The 23,740-nt window shown below is 64.9% G+C and carries 19 protein-coding genes; 16 read left to right on the top strand and 3 right to left on the bottom strand.

What is annotated here, in order from left to right; all coding sequences use genetic code 11:
* Position 1: 1 nt before the first annotated feature.
* A complete protein-coding gene (locus AC3A43_RS03530; RefSeq protein WP_487791151.1) occupies positions 2 to 1,012 on the top strand; it encodes an acyl-CoA dehydrogenase family protein in 1,011 nt (336 codons plus the stop codon).
* Here AC3A43_RS03530 and AC3A43_RS03525 read toward each other — a convergent pair.
* Entirely contained in the window at positions 1,009 to 2,214 is a 1,206-nt protein-coding gene (locus AC3A43_RS03525) for an acyl-CoA dehydrogenase family protein (RefSeq protein WP_487791150.1), read from the bottom strand. The two genes, AC3A43_RS03530 and AC3A43_RS03525, sit on opposite strands and share 4 nt — an antisense overlap.
* A gap of 3 nt (positions 2,215 to 2,217) precedes the next feature.
* A complete protein-coding gene (locus AC3A43_RS03520; protein WP_487791149.1) occupies positions 2,218 to 3,630 on the bottom strand; it encodes an aldehyde dehydrogenase family protein in 1,413 nt (470 codons plus the stop codon).
* 112 nt (positions 3,631 to 3,742) lie between these two features.
* Between AC3A43_RS03520 and AC3A43_RS03515 the strand changes: the two genes are divergently transcribed.
* The 13 genes from AC3A43_RS03515 to AC3A43_RS03455 all read left to right on the top strand — a co-directional run bounded on the left by AC3A43_RS03515 (position 3,743) and on the right by AC3A43_RS03455 (position 20,859).
* The gene (locus AC3A43_RS03515) at positions 3,743 to 4,153 is read left to right on the top strand and encodes a GFA family protein (protein WP_487791148.1); all 411 of its coding nucleotides are present in this window, start codon (positions 3,743 to 3,745) and stop codon (positions 4,151 to 4,153) included.
* Positions 4,150 to 6,375: a CaiB/BaiF CoA-transferase family protein gene (locus AC3A43_RS03510; RefSeq protein WP_487791147.1), complete on the top strand. Its 2,226-nt coding sequence runs from the start codon at positions 4,150 to 4,152 to the stop codon at positions 6,373 to 6,375. The genes AC3A43_RS03515 and AC3A43_RS03510 overlap by 4 nt, the downstream gene beginning before the upstream one ends.
* 138 nt (positions 6,376 to 6,513) lie before the next feature.
* Positions 6,514 to 7,095, top strand: coding sequence for an ANTAR domain-containing response regulator (locus AC3A43_RS03505; protein ID WP_487791146.1), 582 nt, complete (start codon positions 6,514 to 6,516; stop codon positions 7,093 to 7,095).
* A complete protein-coding gene (locus AC3A43_RS03500) occupies positions 7,092 to 8,303 on the top strand; it encodes a CmpA/NrtA family ABC transporter substrate-binding protein (protein WP_487791145.1) in 1,212 nt (403 codons plus the stop codon). Before AC3A43_RS03505 ends, AC3A43_RS03500 begins: the two co-directional genes overlap by 4 nt.
* Before the next feature lie 247 nt (positions 8,304 to 8,550).
* Positions 8,551 to 9,786 (top strand): nitrate/nitrite transporter, encoded by a 1,236-nt coding sequence (locus AC3A43_RS03495; RefSeq protein ID WP_487791144.1) that lies wholly within the window; start codon positions 8,551 to 8,553, stop codon positions 9,784 to 9,786.
* A gap of 2 nt (positions 9,787 to 9,788) precedes the next feature.
* Complete coding sequence (locus tag AC3A43_RS03490) at positions 9,789 to 11,003, top strand: alginate export family protein (RefSeq protein ID WP_487791143.1); 1,215 nt, start codon at positions 9,789 to 9,791, stop codon at positions 11,001 to 11,003.
* On the top strand, positions 11,003 to 13,480 hold the full coding sequence (gene nirB, locus AC3A43_RS03485) for a nitrite reductase large subunit NirB (RefSeq protein ID WP_487791142.1): 2,478 nt from the start codon (positions 11,003 to 11,005) through the stop codon (positions 13,478 to 13,480). Before AC3A43_RS03490 ends, nirB begins: the two co-directional genes overlap by 1 nt.
* Positions 13,477 to 13,815, top strand: a complete 339-nt coding sequence (gene nirD, locus AC3A43_RS03480; protein WP_487791141.1) for a nitrite reductase small subunit NirD — start codon at positions 13,477 to 13,479, stop codon at positions 13,813 to 13,815. Before nirB ends, nirD begins: the two co-directional genes overlap by 4 nt.
* The gene (locus tag AC3A43_RS03475) at positions 13,815 to 16,412 is read left to right on the top strand and encodes a molybdopterin-dependent oxidoreductase (RefSeq protein WP_487791140.1); all 2,598 of its coding nucleotides are present in this window, start codon (positions 13,815 to 13,817) and stop codon (positions 16,410 to 16,412) included. Before nirD ends, AC3A43_RS03475 begins: the two co-directional genes overlap by 1 nt.
* Positions 16,402 to 17,187: a uroporphyrinogen-III C-methyltransferase gene (gene cobA / locus AC3A43_RS03470; protein ID WP_487791139.1), complete on the top strand. Its 786-nt coding sequence runs from the start codon at positions 16,402 to 16,404 to the stop codon at positions 17,185 to 17,187. The genes AC3A43_RS03475 and cobA overlap by 11 nt, the downstream gene beginning before the upstream one ends.
* The gene (locus tag AC3A43_RS03465; RefSeq protein WP_487791138.1) at positions 17,162 to 18,406 is read left to right on the top strand and encodes a molybdopterin molybdotransferase MoeA; all 1,245 of its coding nucleotides are present in this window, start codon (positions 17,162 to 17,164) and stop codon (positions 18,404 to 18,406) included. The genes cobA and AC3A43_RS03465 overlap by 26 nt, the downstream gene beginning before the upstream one ends.
* Positions 18,397 to 18,888: a hypothetical protein gene (locus tag AC3A43_RS03460; RefSeq protein WP_487791137.1), complete on the top strand. Its 492-nt coding sequence runs from the start codon at positions 18,397 to 18,399 to the stop codon at positions 18,886 to 18,888. Before AC3A43_RS03465 ends, AC3A43_RS03460 begins: the two co-directional genes overlap by 10 nt.
* A 486-nt stretch (positions 18,889 to 19,374) precedes the next feature.
* Positions 19,375 to 20,859, top strand: coding sequence for a peroxidase family protein (locus tag AC3A43_RS03455; RefSeq protein ID WP_487791136.1), 1,485 nt, complete (start codon positions 19,375 to 19,377; stop codon positions 20,857 to 20,859).
* 183 nt (positions 20,860 to 21,042) lie between these two features.
* Here the strand turns inward: AC3A43_RS03455 and AC3A43_RS03450 are convergent, their stop codons facing one another.
* Positions 21,043 to 21,930 (bottom strand): AraC family transcriptional regulator, encoded by an 888-nt coding sequence (locus AC3A43_RS03450; RefSeq protein WP_487791135.1) that lies wholly within the window; start codon positions 21,928 to 21,930, stop codon positions 21,043 to 21,045.
* A gap of 137 nt (positions 21,931 to 22,067) precedes the next feature.
* On the opposite strand from AC3A43_RS03450, the gene AC3A43_RS03445 reads away from it, so the two are divergent.
* Positions 22,068 to 22,823: an SDR family oxidoreductase gene (locus AC3A43_RS03445; protein ID WP_487791134.1), complete on the top strand. Its 756-nt coding sequence runs from the start codon at positions 22,068 to 22,070 to the stop codon at positions 22,821 to 22,823.
* Positions 22,824 to 23,293: 470 nt separating this feature from the next.
* Positions 23,294 to 23,653, top strand: coding sequence for a hypothetical protein (locus AC3A43_RS03440; RefSeq protein WP_487791133.1), 360 nt, complete (start codon positions 23,294 to 23,296; stop codon positions 23,651 to 23,653).
* Positions 23,654 to 23,740 lie beyond the last annotated feature (87 nt).

Here is a 23,740-nt window from a genome sequence, read left to right as displayed (position 1 = left end):
GATGAATTCCGATCTGAAAGATGCACTCGAAGCGAGGTTCGATCGGCTGAAGGCGCATGAGGACGGCTGGCAAGCGCTGGCCGTTGCCGGAGTCCTTGGACTGCCCTTTGCCGAAGCCCATGATGGCCTTGGTCTTTCCGCAAGTGAGGGCTTTACAGTTCTGGAAGTCATCGGCGCGCGCGCTTTGCCCCTGCCCTATCTCGAATGCGTCTTGCTCGCGGGCTCGTTGCTCGATCGCGCAGGCGGCGAAGCGGGAGCACGCTGGCTGCCGCGCGTGGCGGCGGGTGAAGCGAAACTCGCTTTCGCATGGATCGACGACCGCGAACCGGCGCGCGCGGTGATCGACGCCGCGGGGTGGCGCCTGTCCGGCGGCAAGCTGCTCGCGGTCGGCGCCGCCGAGGCCGATGCGGTAATCGTGACGGCAGCGACCGACGATGGCATGGCGGCCTTTCTGATCGCGCGCGAGGCGCTCGCGATGAAAGCCTATCCGACGATCGATGGCCGCCGCGCTGCAGATCTGCTGCTCGACGATACGACTGTTCCGAATGAGGCCCGGCTGGCGATCGAGCCCGAAGAGATCGACGATATCCTTGATACGGGCACGGCTGCGGTCGCCGCCGAGGCGGCCGCGATCATGGCGCGCCTCGTTGCCGACACGCGCGATTATGTGGTTCAGCGCGAACAATTCGGACAAAGCCTGTCGAGCTTTCAGGTCGTGCAGCACCGCCTGGTCGACATGCACATCGAGGCGCGGCGCGCGGCCGCCGCTGCAGCACTCGCCGCCGATGCACTGGACCTCGATGCGGCCGAAAGGTCGAAAGCGATCAGCGCCGCCAAGGTGACGATCGCGGACGCCGGCCGTTTTGTCGGTCAAAATGCGGTGCAGTTGCACGGCGGAATGGGCATGACCGAGGAATTGCCGGTGTCGTCGCTGTTCAAGCGGCTGACCGTGATCGAAAGCGAGTTCGGCACGCGCGACGACCATCTCGCGCGTTACATGGCGCTCTCCTAGATTCGCAGCTCGGCCTTTGCCAATATCCCGCGCTGGATTTCGTTGGTGCCGGCATAAATGCTGCTCGCGCGCTCGTTGAGATAGTGGAGCGGCGCGATCGCCTGCCATATCTCACCGCTGCAATAATCGTCGGGAACATGCGCGGGTATCGGCCCGCCTGGCATCGCAACGCCGGGCTGAAAGGCTCGCGCGAACGGCCCCGCTGCGTCGAGCGCAAGCTCGGTCACGCGCTGCTGCAACTCGGTGCCGAGGATTTTCATCATCGACGCATCGGCGCCGGTCGGGCCCCCCGCAGACAGGCGCGAGAGGATGTCACTTTCGATCCGTGCGAGAATATCGCAGCGAATGCGCGCCTCCGCGATCCTGACATCGAGCAGCATCCGTGCCGGTCCCACCGGCTGAGCCCCGACCTGCTGCGCCAATTCATTGAGCGCGACCTCGATCTCTGGCACATAGGCGCTGCCGCCGCGCTCGAATTCGAGGAGATATTTGGCGACGGTCCAACCATTATCGATGTCGCCCAACGCGTTGCCGGCCGGCACACGGACATCGTCGAAGAAGATCTGGTTCTGGATATGCTCGCCCGACGCCATGATGATCGGGCGCACCTCGATCCCCGGCGAGGTCATGTCGATCAGCAGGAATGTGATCCCTTGCTGCTTTCGCTCGGCCTTCGCCGTGCGAACAAGGCAGAAGATCCAGTTCGCGACATTCGCATGGGTCGTCCAAATCTTCGTGCCGGTGCAGACGAAATCGCCTCCGTCGCGGACCGCCTTCATCTGCAGCGCGGCAAGATCCGACCCGGCGCCCGGCTCCGAATAACCCTGACACCAGAAATGTTCGCCGCTCAGCATGCGCGGCAGGAAGAACGCCTTCTGCTCGTCCGTGCCGAACCCGATGATCGCGGGACCGCACATCTTGATCCCCATCGGCGACACCGGCGGCGCACCCGCGCGGACGCGCTCGGTCGCGAAAATATGATGCTGGACGACGCTCCAGTCGCAGCCGCCATGCTCGACGGGCCAGGCGGGCGCGGCCCATCCCTTTGCATAGAGCGTTTCCTGCCACGCCATTTGCGATTGATGGTCAGCGTAAACCGACGTCATCAGCTTGCCCGCGCGGCGAAGTTCCGGCGTCAGTTCCGCCGCGAAAAACGCACGAACCTCGTCGCGGAAGGCTTCATCTTCAGCGCTAAGCTCCATCGCCTATGCCGCCTTTGGAATGAAGATCGCTTTTGGCCGCGTAAATTCAAGCAAACCCGGCAACCCATTCTCCTGCCCAAAGCCTGACTGCTTCGCACCCGCGAGCGGTGTGAAAGGCGTCGACTGGAGATTTTGGTTGATCCACACGGTGCCGGTGTCGAGCCGGTGCGCGATCGCGGTCGCCGCTGCGACGTCCGCCGACCAGACCGCGCCCGCCAGCCCATATTCGCTGTCATTGGCCCGCGCGACGACATCGTCGATGTCGGTGAACTTGAGTAGCGGCAGCACGGGGCCAAAAGCCTCTTCCACCACGACCCGGCTGTCCTCGGGCGGATTGTCGACAAGCGTGAGCGGCACGAAATAGCCCGTGTCGGGGACGGCGCCGCCTTCGAGCAAGGTTAGGCCATTGGCGCGCGCGTCGTCGAGCAGCGCGAGGACGCGGCGATATTGCGGTTCATTCTGGATCGGGCCGTAACGATTGCCCTGCTCCACACCGTCACCGACGGGAAGTTCCTTCGCCAACTGGTGGAGACGGTCACGCAGCCGGTCGTAGATATCGGCGTGGATATAGAGCCGCTTGGTCGCAACGCAGACCTGCGCGGTATTGTGGAAGGCCCCTTCGAACAATTGCGCAGCGACCGCATCGACATCGACGTCGGGCAGCACGATCGCGGCATCATTGCCGCCGAGTTCGAGCGTGATGCGCTTCAAATCCTTCGCCGCCGATTCCATCACGCGCCGCCCGGTCGCGGTCGATCCGGTGAAGCTGATCTTTGCGAAACCGCGATGCGCCGTCATCAACGGCCCCAGCGCGTCGCCGCCGCTGATGATGTTGACGACACCCGCAGGAAACGCGTCGCGAATGAGTTCGCCAATCCGCAGCGTGCAAAGCGGTGTGAACGGTGACGGCTTGAGCACGAGCGTATTGCGCGCCATCAGCGCCGGGCCGATCTTCCACGACGCCAGCAGCACTGGAAAATTCCATGGTACGATGCCGCACACGACGCCGAGCGGCACATGATGCACTTCGACCCGCCGCGTGTCGCTGTCCTCGGTGACGTCGACCGGTATATCGAGCATCGTCGTCGCCTTCATCCACATCGCGGCGCCAAGTATTTCCATCTTCGCGCCGGGGAGCGGGCGCCCCTGTTCCTTCACGAACAAGGCGGCGAGTTCGTCGGCATGCGCCTCGATCGCCTCGGCGGCCTTGACGAGCGCGGCCTTGCGATCGGCGAGCGGCGTGTCGCGCCATGCGGGAAAGGCGCGCGTCGCCGCCGCAACGGCCGCGTCCAGATCCTCGGCATCAGCGTCGGGCGCGGTCGCGAACACCTTACCCGTCGCGGGGTTCCGCACCTCGATCACCGCCTTGGCTTCGACGGCCAGGCCATCGATCGTCATCGCAAAATGCTCGCTCATTCGTCTCTCCACCTCTTGCGGTCCGCTTGTTGCGGATCGATTGTCTGTTGCCGACTCCATAACCTAATGTCATTAGATAAAAGCGCAACATGAAAAGATGCGGGAGAGCGAGATGAGCAAAATCGAGGGCGGATGCAATTGCGGCGCCGTGCGTTACCGGTTGACCGGTGATCCGATGGCGGTCGCCGTCTGCCACTGCGGCAATTGCCGCCGGCAGTCGGGCAGCGCCTTTTCAGTCAATGTCGTTTTCCGCGGCGACGCGATGCAGGTCACCGGCGACCTCACCACATGGGAGGATCCGGACACCGAGAGCGGCGAGCCGGTTCTGCGGCAATTTTGTGCGACCTGCGGCTCGCCGATCCGCTCGCTGTCGGCCGCCTCACCAAAGGTCGCGATCGTCAAAGCGGGTACCGCCGACAATCCGGGGCAATTCACTCCCGCAATTCACGTATGGACGTCGTCGGCGCTACCGTGGGTCGAAATTCCCGCCGGGCTGCCGCAATTTCCGCGCAATCCTGGATGACCGCCGATCGACCGCTTGCCGGGCTGCGCGTCGTCGACCTCGCCGATGGGCCGCTCGCACCGATCACGCGCTATCTCGCCGAGCTCGGCGCGCGCGTCGATCGTTACGTGCTGGCCAAGGGCGACGCCGCCGACATCGCGGCAAATGTGGGGAAGATCCTGCATACGGAACGGATCGACGCGGCGGCGCTGGACGCTGCGAACATCATCGTCGCTTCGCCATCGGCCGGCCTCGACTATGAGGCGCTGTCCAGGGCAAATCCCGCGCTGGTGTTGATGCACGTCAGCCCGTTTGGGACGGGAAACAGCTTCAGCGAATGGAACGCGAGCGATGCGGTGCTGCACGCCTTGTCGGGCAGCCTCTCGCGCTCGGGCATTCGCGGCCGCGCGCCGTTGCTGCCGCCTGGCGAGATTGCTTGGCAATGCGCCGCAGCGCAGGGCGCTTATGTCGTCCTTGCCGCCTGTTACAAGGCGCTCCTGTCGGGGCGCGGCGACCTGATCGATTTTTCCGCGCTCGACGGCGCGATGCAGGCGCTCGATCCGGGTTATGGGATCAACGGCAGCGCCACGATGGGACGCCCGATCCACCTGCTTTCGCGGGACCGGCCCGCGAAGGGCACGCAATATCCGATCTTTCCCTGTGCCGACGGGCAAGTGCGGATCTGCCTTCTCGCACCGCGCCAGTGGCAAGGCATGTTCCGTTGGATGGGCGAGCCAGCGGTCTTTGCCGGGCCCGAGTTTGCCAAGATCACCGTGCGGCAGCAGTCCGAGGCGCTGCACACGGCGCTGGCGGCATTCTTCGCGCGAGGAAAGCGAGCCGATTTGGAAGTCGAGGGCCAAGCATATGGCGTGCCGATCGCGGGACTGCTGAGCTTCGAAGAATTTGCGTCGAGCGAGCAGGTCGCGGCGCGCGACGCGCTGGCCGAGGTGACGCTGACCGATGGGCGGCGCGTTACGCTGCCGAACGGAGTTCTGACGATCGACGATGCGCGCATGGGGCCGGTTGGCACGGTGTCACCCCCGCCTGCTATGGCGATCGGCGACGAGACGCTCGCCCGGCCGTTCGAGGGACTGCGAGTCCTCGACCTCGGCGTTATTGTCGTGGGAGCCGAGGCGGGGCGGATGTTCGCTGACGGCGGCGCCGATGTCGTGAAGGTCGAGAGCGCCGCCTTTCCCGACGGATCACGGCAATCCTATCTGCCCTATGGTTTGTCGGCGAGCTTTGCGGCGGGGCACCGCAACAAGCGGAGCCTCGGGCTCGACCTCCGGCAAAAAGAGGGACGCGCATTGTTCCTCGATTTGGTGCGGCGAGCAGATGTGCTGCTTTCCAACTTCAAGCCGGGGACGCTGGACTCGCTCGGCCTCGGCGCCGATGTGCTGGCCGCGGCGAATCCGCGCCTCGTGATGGCCGACAGCTCGGCCTTCGGGCCGACGGGGCCATGGGCGAAGCGGCTCGGCTATGGCCCGCTCGTCCGCGCGGCGACGGGACTAACAGATATGTGGCGATACGCTGACGATCCGGCCAGCTACAGCGACGCGGTGACGGTGTACCCCGACCATGTCGCGGGCCGCATCAGCGCGCTCGGGGCGACCGCATTGTTGATCCGACGTCTGCGGACCGGCCGCGGCGGCACCGCAAGCGTGTCGCAGGCCGAAGTGATGCTGGGACAATTCGCCGAGTTGCTCATGCCTGAAATCCAAATGGAGGGGAGACCTAAGTCTCTCGTCTTGCCGGCCAGCGGCGAAGATCAGTGGTGTGCCATCACGGTTCCATGCGACGACGCCGCACTTCGCGGCCTGCTCGGCGGTGTGTCGCTCGAAGAATGGGTCTGCGGCCAGTCCGCATTCGACGCGGCAGTCCGCCTGCAGGCAGTCGGCATTGCGGCAGCGCCAATGCTGCGCGTCGCCGATCTGCCAAATTCCGAATATTGCCTCGAACGCGGCAGTTTCCGCGTGGACAGCCACCCGTATCTTGCCGACCCCGTGATTTCGGAACGCACAGCAGGCAACCACCGCTTCTCCCACGCCCCGACAGGCAAAGCGGCACCGCTCATGGGCGAACAAACCGACGAGATTGTCCACGAATGGCTTGGCAGTCAGAGCGACCAAACAGATGCGCTGAAACAGTCAGGGGCCCTTCAACCGACCGACACGGCGACGTTCGAACGGATCAATGCGATCAAAGCCGCCGAGAAGAAGAGGATTTCGGCTGTCGAGCATTAATCTCGCGGGGCTTGTGGCCGATAGCTGCCTGACGGCTTTGAGCTCAAAATGTCAAATAGCGGCCATTCGGCAGCAGATATCCATAGAAAAGCTGAAACCTGCTAGCAGATTTGTGCGCTGCAGCGTAAAGCCGCGGTCATGAGGATCGCGATCATCGACACCAGCACGACGCGCGCTGCCATCATTTCGGATGGGCTGCGCGAGGCTGGGCTCGACGACCTGGTCTTGATCGACACCGCGGGTCCGCTGGCCGCCCAGATCGAAGCGGCACGGCCCGAAGTGGTCCTGATCAACCTCGAAAACCCCAGCCGCGACCTGCTCGAGGATTTCTTCGCCATGTCGCGCGCGCTGGCGCGGCCGATCGCGATGTTCGTCGATCAGAGCGATGCCGAGGCGACGGGCGCCGCAATTGATGCCGGGGTGTCGGCCTATGTCGTCGACGGGCTGTCAAAACAGCGAATCAAGCCGGTGATCGACCTCGCGATCCGTCGCTTCCAAGCCTTTTCGCGGCTGCAACGCGAGCTCGACGAAGCGAAAAATGCCCTCGTCGAACGTGCGACGATCGATCGCGCCAAGGCGATCCTGATGAAACGGCGCGCGATCGACGAACCCGCCGCCTATGCCTTGCTGCGCGGTCAGGCGATGCGCACCAACCGCCGCATTTCGGAAATAGCGGAAGCGATCGTGACCAGCGACGCATTGCTGGGAGACATGGAATGAGCGCCGAGACGTTCCGCATCGGCTTTCTGCCGCTGGTCGATGCCGCGCTCCCGATTCTGGCGCACGAGCTGGGTTTTGCAGCGCGCGAAGGCGTACAGATCGAACTGGTCCGCGACATGACTTGGGCGACGGTGCGCGACCGTCTGCTCTATGGCCATACCGATGCCGCGCACATGATCGCACCGCTGGCGATCGCCACTGCGCTTGGCCGCGATCGGCCGGCGGTGCCGATGGCGGTGCCGTTCGTGCTGGGGCTCAACGGCAATGCCGTGACCTTTTCCACCCAGCTCGCCAAGGATGTCGGGCTGGGCGACACGCTTGGTGATCCCGCCACAATCGGCGCGGCGCTGCAGCGCGTGGCGGCGGCGCGTAAAATTGCGGGCAAGCCGCTGCGCTTTGGCGTTGTGCATCGCTATTCGAGCCATAATTATATGCTGCGATACTGGCTCGCGGGGGTGGGCATTCGTCCCGACCTCCATATCGATATTGTCGTTACCAGCCCTCCCTTTGCCGCCGATGCGCTGGCCGCGGGCGAGGTCGACGGCATTTGCGTCGGCGAACCCTGGAACTCGATCGCGGTCGAGCGCGGCGTCGGCCATATCGCGCTCGCCACTGCGCAGATCTGGCGCCGCGGCGTCGAAAAAGTGCTCGCGCTGCGCGACGCCGTCGTCGATGAGCGCCGCGATGCGGTCGAGGCGCTGCTCCGCGCACTCCACGCTGCCGCCGCCCATTTCGTCGAACCCGGCACCGCCGAGGACAGTGCCGACATCTTGTCACGCCCCGAATATCTTAACGCGCCGCGCGATGCGGTGCTGCGCGCGATCACCGACCGCGTCCGGCTGACCCCGGGCGGCGACGCGATCCACTATCCCGATTTCATGTTCCAGCACCGTGAAGCCGCCAATTTCCCGTGGCGCAGCCAGGCGGCGTGGCTCTATTCACAAATGCTGCGCTGGGACGCGGCGCCCTATTCGAGCGCCGACGCCGCCACTGCGGCCGCGGTGTTCCGCCCCGACATCTATCGCGCCGCGCTCGCCGGATCGGGAGCACCGCTGCCGGGGGCGAGTTCGAAGCTGGAGGGCGGCATCGATACCCCGCTTGGGGCCGGGTCGGTGCAGGGGCGCCTGCTGCTCGGTAGCGATCGGTTTTTCGATGGCCGCGCCTTCGATCCCGACGATATTCAGGGCTATCTTGCCGATCTTCCTTAGTTTTTATTTTATGCTGCACCTGCGAAATAACCGCTTGCGGTGGGGCCGCGAATCAGGCAGCTTAAAGGCACTCGGCAAGGCTGCCGGGGCAGGATAAAGCGGCTACGGCTCCAACGACGGGGCCGGTCCGCGCGGCAGGCGGGAAGCCTTTTCCCGTAATCCAACAGGCAATGAAGCCGTCAGGATGCGCCCGCGTGGCCGCCGTCCTGGCGGCTTTTTTATTGCCCGTCGCACAAGGGGACGGACGATGACGACGGCAAAAGCGGGGACGGCTACGGCGCCCAAATCGAATTTCTGGTCCAGCGGGCACTGGCCGACGCTGGTCGCAGCCTTTCTGTATTTTGACCTCGCCTTCATGGTGTGGGTCATCCTCGGCCCACTCGCGCCCGCGATCTCCGCCGACCTCGGCCTCAGCCCGGCGCAGAAGGGGCTGATGGTCGCGGTGCCGACGCTCGCCGGGGCGCTGCTGCGCGTCGTCAACGGCCTGCTTGTCGACCGCATCGGTCCCAAGCGCGCCGGCGCGATCAGCCAGGTGATCGTCATCGCCGGGCTGTTCCTCGCTTGGTTGATGGGAGTCACCAGCTTCACCGGCACGCTCGCGCTGGGTGTGGTGCTCGGCTTTGCAGGTGCCAGCTTTGCCATCGCGCTTCCGCTCGCCAGCCGCTGGTATCCGCCCGAGCATCAGGGCAAGGCGATGGGTCTCGCCGGCATGGGCAATTCGGGCACCGTGCTCGCGGCGCTGTTCGCACCCGGCCTTGCGGTGATGTTCGGGTGGAATGCGGTGCTCGGCCTCGCCTGCATCCCGCTCACCATCGTCTTCTTCATCTACCTTGTCATGGCAAAGGATGCGCCCAATGCGCCTGCACCCAAGAAGCTCGCGCATTATTTCGAACCGCTCAAGACCGCCGACGCCTGGTGGCTGATGGCCTTTTATTCGGTGACATTCGGCGGTTTCGTTGGACTCGCCGCATCGCTGCCGATCTATTTCACCGACCAGTTCCACCTGACCCCGGTGATGGCGGGCTATTGCACCGCAGCGTGCGTGTTCGCCGGATCGCTGGTGCGGCCGATGGGCGGCGCGCTCGCCGACCGGATCGGCGGGGTCAAGGCGCTGATGATGGTCTTCGTTGTCGCGGCGCTGGCGCTCGCCGGGGTGCCGCAGGCAGACACACTGCCCGCTTCGCTCGGGCTGTTCGTGATCGCGATGCTCGCGCTCGGCACCGGGAATGGCTCGGTGTTCCAGCTCGTGCCGCAGCGCTTTTCGGCCGAGATCGGCGTGATGACCGGGCTGGTCGGCATGGCGGGCGGCATCGGCGGTTTCTATCTCGCCTCGTCGCTCGGCTTTGCCAAGCAGTGGAGCGGCAGCTTTGCGCCGGGCTTCTACATCTTCGCCGGACTGGCCGTTGTCGCCTTGGTCGGCCTGCTCTTCGTCAAGAGCCAGTGGCGCGCGACCTGGGGCGCCGCCGAAGGCGTGCGGATCTAGTCATGGCCCGCACCCTCATATTCTTGCTGGCGCTCGCGCCGGCCGGGACGGCGCATGCCCAGGCCGTCCAGATCAAGCCGCTCGGCGAAGCCCGCCTCCGCTATGAAACAGTCGATCAGGACGGCCTCGCCGCCAACGCCGACGCCCTGACCTTGCGGCTGCGCGCCGGGGTCGAGGCCAAGGCGGGACGCTGGTCGGCGCTGGTCGAAGGGCAAGGCAATCTGGCGGTCGTCGATAATTACTTCGACGGGCTCCACGGTGCTGCGACACGTCCGATCGTCGCCGATCCCGAAAACATCGCCCTCACCCGCGCCCAGCTCCGCTACGCCTCGTCTGCCTTCGCGGTGACCGCAGGGCGCCAGCGGATCGGTTTCGACGACGAGCGTTTCGTCGGCGGCGTCGGCTTTCGCCAGAACGGCCAGAGCTATGACGCGGTGCGGGCCGAAGTGACGCCGCTCAAGGGCGTGAAGGTCGATATCGCCTATGCGTGGAGCGTGCGCACCATCTGGGGCTTCGACGGCGCCGGCGCGCGGCAGCAGGCGGTTTCGGGCGACAATGTCTTCGCCAATGTCGGCGCCCAGACCCCCGTCGGCAAGCTCAGCGGCTTTGCCTATCTCGTCGATCAGGACGAAGCCGCGATGCAGGGTTTCCGCATGTCGAGCCAGAGCTATGGCGCTCGCCTCGACGGATCAAGGCCGCTCGGTAAGGCAAAGATCGGCTGGCAGCTAAGCTATGCCCGCCAGTCGGACTGGCACCGCAACCCCAACGACTACAGCGCCGACTATTATCTGGCCGACTTCGCGGTCGATCTTGGTGGCCCCCGGGTCGGCGTCGGATACGAGATACTCGGCGCCGGTTCAGGAGCAATTGGGGGCACCGCCCTCACCAGCTTCCAGACCCCGCTGGCCACCGGCTTCAAATTCCAGGGCTGGGCCGACAAGTTTCTGGTCACCCCGCCCGACGGGGTGCACGACCTGTATGCGAGCGCGGGGTGGAGCTGGAAAGCGGTGGGTCCGCTAAAAGCCGTCACCGTGCAGGCGGCCTATCACGACTATCGCAGCGACCGCGCCGCGCGATCCTATGGCGACGAGATCGACCTGCTCGCCAGCGCCAAGCTCGGCAAGATCACCGGTTCGGTGCGCTACGCCCACTACAGCGCCGACGGCTTCGCCACCGACACCGACAAATTTTGGCTCCAACTGGACTGGATGCTCTGATGGAACACAAACCCCTCAAGCCCAAGGCCGACACGCGCGAGCATCTGGTCGTGATCGGCAACGGCATGGCGGGCTGCCGCGCGGTCGAGGAACTGCTGGCGCGCGACGCCGACCGGTATCGCGTAACGATTTTCGGCGCCGAACCGCGGGTCAACTACAACCGCATCATGCTTTCACCCGTCCTCGCGGGCGAAAAAAGCTTTGACGACATCGTGATCAACGATGCCGACTGGTACGCGACAAACGGTATCGCGCTGGTCGCGGGCGACCCGGTGGCCGCGATCGACCGGGCGGCCAAAACGGTGACGGCGCGCAGCGGCACCACCGAAAGCTATGACCGGCTGCTGATTGCGACGGGTTCGGACCCGTTCATCATCCCGGTACCGGGCAAGGATCTGTCCGGCGTGATCGCGTTCCGCGACATGGATGACGTCGACACGATGCTCGCGGCTGCCGGTGCTGGCGGCGACGCGGTGGTGATCGGCGGCGGGCTGCTAGGGCTCGAGGCCGCCCACGGGCTGAGCCTGCGCGGGATGAAGGTCACCGTCATCCATCTGATGCCGACACTGATGGAACGCCAGCTCGACGAAGCCGCGGGCTGGTTGCTAAAAAACGCGCTCGAAGCGCGCGGTCAGAGCATCCTGACCGGCGCCGACACCGCCGAGATCGTCGGCGACGGCAAGGTCGAGGGCGTAAAGCTCAAGGACGGAAGGCTGATCCCCGCCAGCCTGGTCGTCATGGCGGTCGGCATCCGCCCCTCGGTGGCGCTCGCACGCGACGCGGGCCTCGCGGTCGGGCGCGGCATTCAGGTCGACGACCATATGGTCACGAGCGACCCCGCCGTGCTCGCGGTCGGTGAATGCGTCGAGCATGACGGGCAGGTTTATGGCCTCGTCGCGCCGCTGTGGGACATGTGCCGCAGCCTCGCTGACGGGCTGGTCGAGAAACCCAGCGGCTATCGCGGCTCGGTGACATCGACCAAGCTCAAGGTGTCGGGGATCGACGTGTTCTCGGCGGGCGACTTTTCAGGTGGCGATGGGTGCGAAGACATCGTGCTCCGCGACGCCAGCCGCGGCGTCTACAAACGGGTGATCGTCAAGGGCGACCGCATCGTCGGCGCGGTGCTCTATGGCGACACCGCTGACGGCAGCTGGTATTTCGACCTCCTAAAGAAGCAGGAGGATGTCTCCGATCTCCGCGACCTGCTGATCTTCGGCCAGTCCTTCGCCTCGGGAGGAGGCGCCGCGGACCCTAAGGCGGCCGTTGCGGCACTCTCGGACGATGCCGAGGTTTGCGGCTGCAACGGCGTTACCAAAGGCCAGGTCGTCGCGTGCATCGCCAAGGGGGCGCACAGCCTCGACGCGGTGCGCGGCACCTGCAAGGCGTCGGCGAGCTGCGGCAGCTGCACCGGCCTCGTCGAAAATCTGCTCGCGCTCACCTTGGTCGACGAGGTGCAGGCCGGACCCAAGACGATGTGCAAATGCACCAGCTTCGGCCACGACGACGTCCGCCGCGAAGTCGTCGCGCAGGACATGCGCTCGATCCCCGAGGTGATGCAGAAACTGCACTGGACCACCCCCGACGGCTGTTCCTCGTGCCGCCCCGCGCTCAACTATTACCTGCTCTGCGCGCTGCCCGGCGACTATGTCGATGACCAGCAGAGCCGCTTCGTCAATGAGCGCCTCCACGCCAATATCCAGAAGGATGGGACCTATTCGGTCGTCCCGCGCATGTGGGGCGGGCTGACCAACCCGACCGAGCTGCGCGCGATCGCCGACGTGGTCGAGAAATATGAAGCGCCGATGGTCAAGGTGACCGGCGGTCAGCGGCTCGACATCTTCGGGATCAAAAAGGAGGATCTGCCCGCGGTGTGGGCCGACCTCAACGCCGCGGGGATGGTGTCGGGCCATGCCTATGGCAAGGCGCTGCGCACGGTGAAAACCTGCGTCGGGTCCGAATGGTGCCGCTTCGGCACGCAGGATTCGACCGGGCTCGGGGTCAAGATCGAGCGGATGAGCTGGGGCAGCTGGATGCCGCACAAGTTCAAGATCGCGGTGTCAGGCTGTCCGCGCAACTGCGCCGAGGCGACGATCAAGGACTTCGGCATCGTCTGCGTCGACAGCGGATACGAGCTCCACGTCGGCGGCAATGGCGGGATTCATGTGCGCGTCACCGACCTGCTCTGCAAGGTTGCGACCGAGCAGGAGGCGATGGATTATTGCGCCGCCTTCATCCAGCTTTATCGCGAGGAGGCGCGCTACCTCGAACGCACCGCGCCGTGGATCGAGCGCGTCGGGGTCGACTACATCAAATCGCGGATCGCCGACGATGCCGTCGGCCGCGAAGCGCTCCGCGCGCGCTTCCTCTATGCCCAGAGCTTTTCGCAGGACGACCCCTGGGCGCAGCGCGCCGAGGGCGCCGAAGCCGAGCATCATGCGCCGATGGCGCGCTTCACCCCGCAGGAGGAATGGGCATGACCGGCGACTGGCTCGACATCGGCTGGGTCGATGAAATCCCCGTGCGCGGCAGCCGCACCGTGCAGGTCGCCGGCGGCGACGACATCGCGGTGTTCCGCACCGCCGAGGGAAAGGTCTTCGCCCTCCGCGACCGCTGCCCACACAAGCAGGGCCGCCTCAGCCAGGGGATCGTCCATGGCGGCGCGGTCGCCTGCCCGCTGCACAATTGGCGGATCAGCCTGTCGACCGGCGAGGCGCTCGGCGACGACAAGGGCTGCACCCCGACCGTTCCGGTCAAGATCGATGCCGGCCGCGTCCTTATCTGCCGCGCCAGTACGCTGAAGGCAGCCGCCTGATGAGCGAAGCGGTCCGCACGACCTGCGCCTATTGCGGCGTCGGCTGCGGCATCCGCGCGACGGTGACGGCGGCGCGCGAGGTCCGGATCGAGGGCGACCCCGACCACCCCGCCAACCGCGGCAAACTCTGTTCCAAGGGCACGCATCTGGGCGAGACCGTTGGCCTCGAAGGCCGCCTTCTCCATCCCATGATCGGCCAGAAACGCGCCAGCTGGGACAAGGCGCTCGATCTCGTCGCAAAGCGCTTCAAGGAGACGATTGCGCGCCACGGCCCGAACAGCGTCGCCTTCTATGTTTCGGGGCAATTGCTGACCGAAGACTATTATGTCGCGAACAAGCTAATGAAGGGCTTCATCGGCACAGCGAACATCGACACCAATTCACGCCTCTGCATGTCGAGCGCGGTCGCCGGCCACATGCGCGCCTTCGGTGAGGACATCGTCCCTGCCACTTACGACGACCTCGATGCCGCCGACCTGATCGTTCTCGTCGGCAGCAACACCGCCTGGTGCCACCCGATCGTCTATCAGCGCATCCGCGCGCGCTGCGAAGCGGGCGCGAAGCTCGTCGTCATCGATCCGCGCCGCACCGAGACCGCCGAGGAAGCCGACCTGCACCTCGCGATCCGCCCCGGCAGCGACGTCGCGCTGATGAACGGCATGCTCCAGCATTGCCTTGAGGCGGGCGTCGTCGATGAAACATACCTCGCCGCGCACGTCGCGGTGCCCGCGTATTTCTGGGACCAGCTTGGAGAGGGGAACGACCTGTGGTCGGTGGCACGGACATGCGAAGTGCCGGCTGCCGACCTCAGGCGTTTCTACGAGCTGTTCGCCGCGACGCCGCGGACGGTCACGATGTTCAGCCAAGGCATCAACCAGTCGACGTCGGGGACGGACCAGGTCAACGCGATCACCAACCTGCACCTCGCCACCGGCCGCATCGGCAAACCCGGCGCGGCGCCTTTTTCGATCACCGGACAGCCCAATGCGATGGGCGGGCGCGAAGTCGGCGGGCTTGCCTCGACCCTCGCGGCGCATATGGATTTCGCCCCCGCGAACCGCGACCGCGTCCAGCGTTTCTGGGCGGCACCCGCAATCGCCGAAAAGCCCGGCCTCAAAGCGGTCGATATGTTCCGCGCGATCGGCGAAGGCCGCATCAAGGCCCTATGGGTCATGGCGACCAACCCCGCGGTGTCGATGCCCGACGCGAACCGGGTTCGCGAAGCACTGGCCACCTGCCCCTTCGTCGTCGTCAGCGACGTCATCGAACAGACCGACACCGGCGCCTTCGCGCATGTCCGGCTGCCCGCCGCCGCATGGGGCGAGAAGGACGGCACCGTCACCAACAGCGACCGGACGATCAGCCGCCAGCGCGCGCTGTTCCCGCTGCCGGGCGAAGCGATGCCCGACTGGTGGATCGTCAAGGAGGTCGCGCGGCGGATGGGATGGAAAAACGCCTTCGCCTACGACCGCGCCGCCGACATCTGGCGCGAACATTGCCGCCTCTCGACCTATGACAATGACGGCAGCCGCCTGTTCGCGCTGCCCGGCGCGCCGCCGGGCGGCAACGCCGCCTACAACGACATGCAGCCTTTCCGCTGGGGCGGCGATTACATTTTGGCCGAAGGATATTTCCCCACCGACGACGGGCGCGCGCGGCTCGTTCCGGTTGCGCAAAAGCCCCTGCCCGCGCCGCTCGAAAAATGGCCGCTGACGCTCAACACCGGCCGCTACCGCGACCAATGGCACAGCATGACGCGCACCGGCCTCTCGCCCAAGCTCGCGCGCCACCGCGAGGAGCCGCTCGTCGAGGTGCATCCCGACGATGGCGAGCGCCTCGGCCTCATCGACGGCGGCCTCGCTCGCGTCGACACGCCGCAGGGTGACAGCTTATATCGCGTTCAATTCAGCGCTGGGCAGCGCCCCGGCGAGCTGTTCGTGCCCATCCACTGGACCGACCGCACCAGCAGCGGCGGCCGCACCGGCCTGCTCTCGCGGCCGCTCGTCGACCCCGTCTCGGGCCAGCCGGGTTTCAAACGAACCCCGGCATCGATCGCGGCGGTCGCGACGAAATGGCGCGGCTTCCTGCTGCTGGCGCACGAACTCGACGCGCCGCCGAAATGCCTGTGGGCGACGCGCATCGCCGTCCCGTCGGGCACGCTATGGGAACTCGCCGGCAACGGCGACCTGAAGTCTATCGAAGCGCTGCTCCCGCGCGGTGAGCGGATCGACGCACAGGACGCCGCGCGCGGGACGCGCCGCGTCGCCATCGTCGCCGACGGCCGCCTCGCTGCCGCGCTGTTCATCACAGAAAGCGGTGAGCTGCCCCCGCGCGACTGGCTGATCGCGCAGCTTGCCGCACCCGAAGTCGCCCCGACGCTACTCGCCGGTCGTGCACCCGGCGCTCAGGCCGACCGCGGCCCGATCATCTGCATCTGTTTCGACATCGGCCTGAAGACGATCGCCGCGGCGATCCGCGACCAGCAACTCGCCGACGTTGCCGCGATCGGCGCAGCGATCGGGGCTGGCACCAATTGCGGGTCGTGCCGTCCGGCACTTGCAAGAATATTGGCCGAGGAGACAAGCGATGCAGCGTGACGATTTTGCCCCGGGGACCGTATGGCTGGTCGGCGCGGGCCCCGGTGATCCGGACCTGCTGACGATGAAGGCAGTGAAGCTGATCGAGTGCGCCGACATCGTCTTTCACGACGCGCTTGTCGGAGCCGGCATCCTGAGCCTCATCCCTTCCAAGACCGAGACGGTGAGCGTCGGCAAAAGATCGGGACGGCATTCCAAAGACCAGCGGACGATCGATGCGCTCCTCGTCGAGGCGGCGGCGGCCGGCAAAAGGGTCGTTCGTCTCAAGGGAGGCGACCCTTCCATCTTCGGCCGTTCGGCGGAAGAGCTTGGTGCGCTGCGCGAAGCTGGATATCTGGTCTCCATCTGCCCGGGCATTACGACCGCGTGCGCGGCCGCTGCCTCGGCTGGAATATCGCTCACGCTTCGCGGCGTCGCACGCGATGTTCGCTTCGTCACCGCGCACAGCCAGCGTGGTGCGGCGCTCGATGTCGACTGGAATTCACTCGCCGGCGGTGGATCGACCTTGGCGTTTTACATGGGACGTGAGGCCGCGGGAGAGATCATGCGCGGCCTCATGCGTGCGGGGATGGTCGGAAACACGTCCGTCATGATTGCGTGTCATGTCAGCGGGCCCGGCGAACAGCGTCTCACAACTCGCCTCGACCTGCTCGAACTGGCGACTCGATCATTCGCCGCCGACGCCCCCACTTTGATCGTCGTCGGAGCGGCAGTGACACAGGCCGATGTCGCGCGTTCCGGATTGACGAATGTCGTGCGGTCGACCCGTGGTTAAGCTGAGTGAAATCACCGCAGCGTGCGCTGCCTCGATCGATTTCGATTCAGCACTAGCCATACTTGCTGCCGGTGCAAGGCCGCTTGAACCGGTAGCCGTTCCGCTCTCTGACGCGGGCGGGTGCCATCTGGCGGAGCCAATCCACGCCCTCCTCGACTCTCCGCGGCACGCCTGCGCCGCGATGGACGGCTATGCCGTGCGCGAATGCGACCTTTCCAGGGGTGCCGCGACGTTCCGTTCAATTGGCATCAGCTATGCTGGCAGCCACGACGCCGGGGAAATCGGACCGGGCGAGACGATGCGCGTGATGACGGGGGCTCCGGTGCCCCGCGGCGCCGATCGCGTCGTCATGATCGAATATTGCCGCCAAAGCGAAGGCGGCGTCGCGATCGAGCATTCGCCGCTCGGGAAGCCGCATATCAGGCAGCGAGGGTCGGATTTTGCGTTGGGTCAGCTTCTCATTCCCAAGGGCACCAAAGTTACACCGGCGGTGGCTATATCAGCGGCGGCCGCCGACCATCACGAACTGCTCGTATCGCCGCGCCCGCGCATTCAGCTCCTCGCGACCGGCGACGAGATTGTTGCGCCCGGCGCCGCAGCGGGCAGCGCATTCGTCATCCCAGACAGCCTGAGCGCAGCGATTGAGCTGCTCTGCCATTCCGCAGGTGCGACGGTGATATCGAGAGCCCGGCTCCCGGACGACCCGGACGTGATTGCCCGAGCCATGGAATCCGCATCGGCCGACATCCTCGTCGTCCTCGGCGGGGCGTCGCATGGCGATCGAGACCATGGCCGCGCGGCATTTGCTCCGCTCGGCCTGGAAATCGCTTTCGCCGACGTCGCCATGAAACCCGGCAAGCCAGTCTGGTATGGAAAAGTTGGAGCGCGGCATATCCTCGGGCTCCCCGGAAATCCCACTGCGGCGCTGACGACCGCCCGCCTTTTCCTTTCACCTCTCGTCACCTGTCTTCTGGGCGGAAACGTTGCCGACGCCCTGCCTTGGCAACTGCTCCCGGCCCTCGGCCCCATCGAAGCCAATGGCCCGCGCGAGGCTTTCCTGTGCGCGGCGACATCGTTCAGAGGCGTCGAACTCAGCGATCGACAGGATGCCTCGGGCCAGGCGCGACTGGCGCAGGCCAATGCACTAGTGCGGCGACCGGCCAACGCGCCGCCGGTCCTTCCCGGCATGCCCGTGCCGACGCTGCCGCTGTGTTGCTAGGTCTCCTGGTCCGAAAGCTGGCAAAAGCTTCGGCGCGCGACGCCGGGCCGCGCATCCCCGTGGCACGAAGTCATCCAGAGGCACCGAACGCGGTCCTTCGTGCCATCGCGCAAACAATCGCGACACATGGCCGGGACGCGCTGACCGATTCTGAAAAGCTCATCTGGAACACCGCCCTCGTGATCTCCGTCATGACCGGAGACCGCAGGATTGCGGTGCCGTCCGATGCAAGGGTATTGAGTTGGGGTGCTGCCCGGGCCGGATTCGATGAGATGGGCTTCCCGGCGCTTGCCGAGTTCGTCAGGCTGTTCGTGCTCGAACTCGCTTACCGCGCAGACCTCGACATCCGGAACGGGAAGGCAAACTCGGCCTCGCTCCTCCGCATCGCAGCATTGAAACATGGTTTTCAAGCGAGCGAAAGCGACATCAACTTTCCATGGGAAATCGAGCAGTTGATTTGCCGCGTATATGAATGGGCTTGAGCGCGACTGGCATTGCGCCCGAAAAAACAGCGCCCTTAAAATCGAGATCGGGCGGGCGCCAGATGGGGATATCTATCCTCGGTGAGGAACAGCTCGTCTGGGTCGCCAGGGGCACATAAGGCGGCCCTATTGCCCCGGCTTGGACCCACCCAGGCGCCAGATGAGGAATTTTGCCCTCTTGCGAGGTCGGGCTCTCTTGAGTCGCGCGGCGCTGTTAGGGCTGTGTTCGGGGCCGCGATTGAATGGAAACGCCAAATCAGCCGGCGAAATTCGGGCCAAGCGTAAAGGCTGAATATGTTCGCTCCGTCGCGAATCCGCCGCGGTCCGGCAGCTTAATTTCACATTAGCCACCTATAGTCTTGGGGCTGCGCGCCGATAGGGTGCACACCCCGCTCTAGGTTCGCACCTAAAACAGCGGATGCCAGCTCTCTTGGTGGGTGGATCGTCCCGAAAAACCCAAAAATATAAACCACAGGAGAGAATGCCATGCCTCGTCACGGCGTATATCCGCGCGACATCGTTCCGCCGCGCTCCAAATATTCCGACTCTGGCCGTTTTGGCCGCATGTTTGGCGAATTGCCGCCCTTTGCTGCCGACACCCCCGATGTGCGCGCCGCGCTGCTCGACATCGGCAAGGTCGGCGGCATCATGGATGCGAAGGACAATCTGACCAAGACCCCCGCCGAGCTGATCACCAACCCGGCGCTGTCGGCAAAGAACAGCGACAATCCGACGCTGACCGCGGGCTTTACCTTCCTCGGCCAGTTTCTCGATCACGACATGACCTTTGACCCGACCTCCAGCTTGGAGCGGCAGGTCGATCCCGAACAGATCGCCAATTTTCGCACGCCGAGTTTGGGCCTCGACAATGTCTATGGCGCCGGACCCGGCGGCAGCCCGCATCTGTACGACACGCAAGGCGGCAAGGGCGGCAAATTCCTGCTCGAGCCGACGGGCACCGCAAACAAGTTCGACGTCCCGCGCAACAGCCAGAAGGTCGCCCTGATCGCGGACCCGCGCGACGACGAGAATCTGATCATCGGCCAACTTCAGGTCGCCTTCCTGAAATTCCACAATCAGGTCGTCGAGCATGTGAAGACCAAGATCAAGCTGACCGGATCGGAAGAGATTTTCGCCGAGGCGCAGCGGATCGTGCGCTGGCACTATCAGTGGATCATCGTCCACGAATTCCTACGCAAGACGTGCGGCGACGCGGTGGTCGACGATGTGCTGACGAACGGGCGCAAATATTACAACTGGCACAACGAGCCCTATATTCCGGTCGAATTTTCGGTCGCGGCCTATCGGTTCGGGCACAGCCAGGTGCGGCCGTCGTATCGCGCCAATTTCACCGGCAACGGCGGCAGTCCCTTCTTTGCGATGATCTTTACCCCGACGCCGTCGGACCCGAACGATCCCGACGACCTGTCGGGCGGTTGCCGCGCCCCGCGGCGTTTCATCGACTGGCCGACCTTCTTCGATTTCAGCGACGGCAATGTGAAGCCGAACAAGAAGATCGATTCGACGCTGTCGACGTCGCTGTTCCGCTTGCCGGGATCGGTCGTCCCGAACCCCGATCCCAAGACGAACCCGGCCTCGCTCGCGCAGCGCAACCTGCTGCGTCACCTGACCTTCTCGCTGCCGTCGGGACAGCGGGTCGCGCGTGCGATGAAGCTGCCCGAATTGTCGAAGGGCGACCTTGCCGATCTGAAACCCCACGGCTTCGACGACCGGACGCCGCTCTGGTTCTATATCTTGCGCGAGGCGCAGGTGACGCAGAATGGCGAGCGGCTCGGGCCGGTTGGCGCGCGGATCGTCACCGAGGTGTTCCTCGGACTGCTGCAGGGCGACAAGGGATCCTATCTTTCGCAGGATCCCGAATGGCAGCCGTTCCTGCCGACCGTCGATGCATCGAAGAAGGGCGATGATTTCAAGATGATCGACCTGCTGCGCTTCGCCGACGTCGCTTAATGAAATATCGCAATACGAACCGTCGGCATCGGCATTGATGCCGACGGTATCTGGCCAATAGCCGACAATCAGCTTTAAGTTCGACACGACGTGAAGCCGACCTCATCGAATAGCGATACACGACTCGGCTACATCATCCGCGCCTTCCTAAGGCTTCGAAGAGACTAGCATCTCTCTGGATCGTCAGGCAGCGACGGCCCTGCTGCGAGCCAGCCTTATGTCTCTGACCGGCGGCTGGCCGAACATCCGGCTGTATTCGCGGTTGAACTGGGAGACGCTTTCATATCCCACATCGAAGGCGGCGTTGCTGGCAGTCTTTCCTTCAGACAGCATCAACCTGCGGGCCTCGACGAGCCGCAAATGCTTCTGGAACTGGAGCGGAGAAAGCGACGTGACGGCGCGAAAATGCTGATGGAAAGCGGACGGACTCATGCCTGCTGCGGCCGCCAGCCGCTCGACCGGCAGCGGCCTTGCATAGTCGGAGCGCAGGATGGCGACAGCGCGGGCTACACGCTGGACATGACCATCGGGCCAGCCGAGGTGGCGTATCGCGGCCCCGTGCCTGCCGACCAGCAGCCAATAATGCATCTCGCGCAGGAGCTGCGCCTTGAGCACCGGGATGGATGCCGGGCGATCGAGCAGGCGGATCAGCCGCAGGGCCGCGTCGGCCACTTCCGTATCGGTCGGGTCGACCCTCACGCGGGCATGGTCATGGACCAGCCCCGGCTTCATCTCGGCAACCAGCTCGGCCACGATGGCGGTGTCGAGTTCGAGCACGAGCGAATAATAGGGCGCGGCGATGCTCGCCCGCGTGACCTGGCTGACGGTCGGGACATCCGCGGCGATAAGTAACGATTCGCCTCCCGAAAAGGCGAATCCAGTCGTGCCCATGGTGACATGCTTGCTGCCCTGCACCACGAGCGCGACCAGCGGGCGCGAAATCGCATAGACGAGATCGCTGGGCGCGGTTGCGCGAATGGTCGACATGCCCGCGATCGGGGTGGCGGCGACGCCGTTCGCATCGGCATGGGTATTGGCGTATCGGCTGACGGCAGTGAGCAGGTCGTTCATGCCCGCCTGTATAGCGCAGGAGTCCAGCCGTCGCCACGCTTTTGGAGGATTAGGCAAAGATAAGCGAGGTGCCGGCAACCTCTCGGGGTGCGGCTGCGGCATATCGGTGTGGCCACTCACGGCACAGGAGACCGACCATGACCAAGATCACGCTCATTACCGGTGCTAGCCGGGGCCTCGGCCGCAACACCGCTCTCAGCATCGCCCGCGCCGGCGGCGATGTCATCAGTACCTACCACAGCCGTTCTAGCGATGCCGACGCCGTCGTTGCGGAGATTCAGGCAATGGGCCGCAAGGCGGTCGCGCTTCAGCTCGACTGCGGAGCCGTCGCTGGCTTCGGCGATTTTGCGGACCGGCTGCAGGCTGCGCTTCGTGACACCTGGCAGCGAAGCAACTTCGACCACCTGGTCAACAATGCGGGTCACGGCGAGTTCGCGATGATTGCCGACACCACCGAGGCCCAGTTCGACGCGCTTGTGAATGTCCACTTCAAGGGCGTCTTCTTCCTGACGCAGACGCTGCTGCCGCTCCTCGCCGACGGCGGGCGCATCGTGAACCTGTCCTCCGGTCTGACCCGGGTGTCGGCTCCCGGTTTTGCGGCCTACTCGGCCGCCAAGGGTGCCGTCGAGGTGCTCAGCGTCTATCTCGCGAAGGAGCTCGGCGGGCGGGGCATTGCGGTCAACACGGTGGCGCCGGGCGCAATCGAAACCGATTTTCTCGGCGGCGCGGTGCGCGACACGCCAGATCTCAACGAGCAGTTCGCCGGCATGACCGCGCTCGGCCGGGTGGGTATGCCCGACGATATCGGGCCGATGGTTGCCAGCCTGCTGTCCGAGGCAAATCGGTGGATCAATGCCCAGCGCATCGAGGTATCGGGCGGTCAGGGAATCTAGATCGCTTCAAACGACAGCGCGCCGGCGGAGCTTGCTCCACCGGCGCGATTATTTATGGTTTTCCGGCGATCAGGATTTTTAGGTCCTGTGAGAAAGCCGCGACCTGACAGTCGACCATTGGCCGCTTTGAGACCGTCCGCTTTTAGGCGCAAATCGCAAGAAGCCGACATCCGCACAGTTCCAGCACAGGGCGAGGATCGCCGCCGCCTTATCGCACTGCAGAGAGCATCTATATGGCGTCAGGAGGGGACTTGCTTTGAAGTGAGCAAAGCACAAGCATTTTCCGATGCTAAGGACGGACTGCCCGACGGCAAGACACAGTGCACGAATTGTTCGTTGCCTGTGGCTTCCCTCATCGGGCACCGATGCGGATCGCGGACGAGCACAGGACCGGGGCATCAAGCCCGAGCGTGCGTGAACCGATGAGTGCTTCTCCCCGCCTGCGGGCCTGAGAAACAAAGGATACGTCGATGCTCGATCGCGGCAAGCAGCAATTCTTCGCGCGTCAGCCGTCCGTATCGTGCGATAAATTCCGGATGGCAGATCTCGGCCTCAGGAAAGTGCTCAAGGAGCCAAGACGCTGCCGCCTTCCACAATTCTGGACGACCAGACAGTGTCTCACAGATGCGGTCCAAGTCGACATTGCTCGCGCAAATTATCTCGCCGCGGTGCTGCAACTCGGCTTCGATTTCGGCAATATCAGACGGGGACATGGCCGGCCAGCGCTCGCGGAACGCTGGCCAGTCGGCGCCATCTTCAGTCCACGGTACATTCGCGGCGATCCAGCTCGCAGCTTCGCTGATACGCTCGCGATGCGCACGGGCGGTTGAAATCTGAACTACCGCCACCGCATCCCCCTTAAATTCCAGCCTCAGGCTGACAACGCCACAGGGCACAGGAAGTTCCAAAAGTCCGCT

The organism is Sphingopyxis sp. Soil_C_28, from assembly GCF_057657055.1.
The sequence above is the reverse complement of the archived record's forward strand: the minus strand, read 5'-3'. Positions and strand labels throughout refer to the sequence as shown.

Coding starts and splice junctions, on each gene's coding strand:
- nirB (WP_487791142.1), top strand. CDS start 11,003: ATGGAACACAAACCCCTCAAGCCCAAGGCCGACACGCGCGAGCATCTG.
- AC3A43_RS03510 (WP_487791147.1), top strand. CDS start 4,150: ATGACCGCCGATCGACCGCTTGCCGGGCTGCGCGTCGTCGACCTCGCC.
- AC3A43_RS03500 (WP_487791145.1), top strand. CDS start 7,092: ATGAGCGCCGAGACGTTCCGCATCGGCTTTCTGCCGCTGGTCGATGCC.
- cobA (WP_487791139.1), top strand. CDS start 16,402: ATGCAGCGTGACGATTTTGCCCCGGGGACCGTATGGCTGGTCGGCGCG.
- AC3A43_RS03525 (WP_487791150.1), bottom strand. CDS start 2,214: ATGGAGCTTAGCGCTGAAGATGAAGCCTTCCGCGACGAGGTTCGTGCG.
- AC3A43_RS03515 (WP_487791148.1), top strand. CDS start 3,743: ATGAGCAAAATCGAGGGCGGATGCAATTGCGGCGCCGTGCGTTACCGG.
- AC3A43_RS03455 (WP_487791136.1), top strand. CDS start 19,375: ATGCCTCGTCACGGCGTATATCCGCGCGACATCGTTCCGCCGCGCTCC.
- AC3A43_RS03490 (WP_487791143.1), top strand. CDS start 9,789: ATGGCCCGCACCCTCATATTCTTGCTGGCGCTCGCGCCGGCCGGGACG.
- AC3A43_RS03445 (WP_487791134.1), top strand. CDS start 22,068: ATGACCAAGATCACGCTCATTACCGGTGCTAGCCGGGGCCTCGGCCGC.
- AC3A43_RS03475 (WP_487791140.1), top strand. CDS start 13,815: ATGAGCGAAGCGGTCCGCACGACCTGCGCCTATTGCGGCGTCGGCTGC.
- AC3A43_RS03440 (WP_487791133.1), top strand. CDS start 23,294: ATGCTCGATCGCGGCAAGCAGCAATTCTTCGCGCGTCAGCCGTCCGTA.
- AC3A43_RS03505 (WP_487791146.1), top strand. CDS start 6,514: ATGAGGATCGCGATCATCGACACCAGCACGACGCGCGCTGCCATCATT.
- AC3A43_RS03520 (WP_487791149.1), bottom strand. CDS start 3,630: ATGAGCGAGCATTTTGCGATGACGATCGATGGCCTGGCCGTCGAAGCC.
- AC3A43_RS03450 (WP_487791135.1), bottom strand. CDS start 21,930: ATGAACGACCTGCTCACTGCCGTCAGCCGATACGCCAATACCCATGCC.
- nirD (WP_487791141.1), top strand. CDS start 13,477: ATGACCGGCGACTGGCTCGACATCGGCTGGGTCGATGAAATCCCCGTG.
- AC3A43_RS03465 (WP_487791138.1), top strand. CDS start 17,162: ATGTCGTGCGGTCGACCCGTGGTTAAGCTGAGTGAAATCACCGCAGCG.
- AC3A43_RS03530 (WP_487791151.1), top strand. CDS start 2: ATGAATTCCGATCTGAAAGATGCACTCGAAGCGAGGTTCGATCGGCTG.
- AC3A43_RS03495 (WP_487791144.1), top strand. CDS start 8,551: ATGACGACGGCAAAAGCGGGGACGGCTACGGCGCCCAAATCGAATTTC.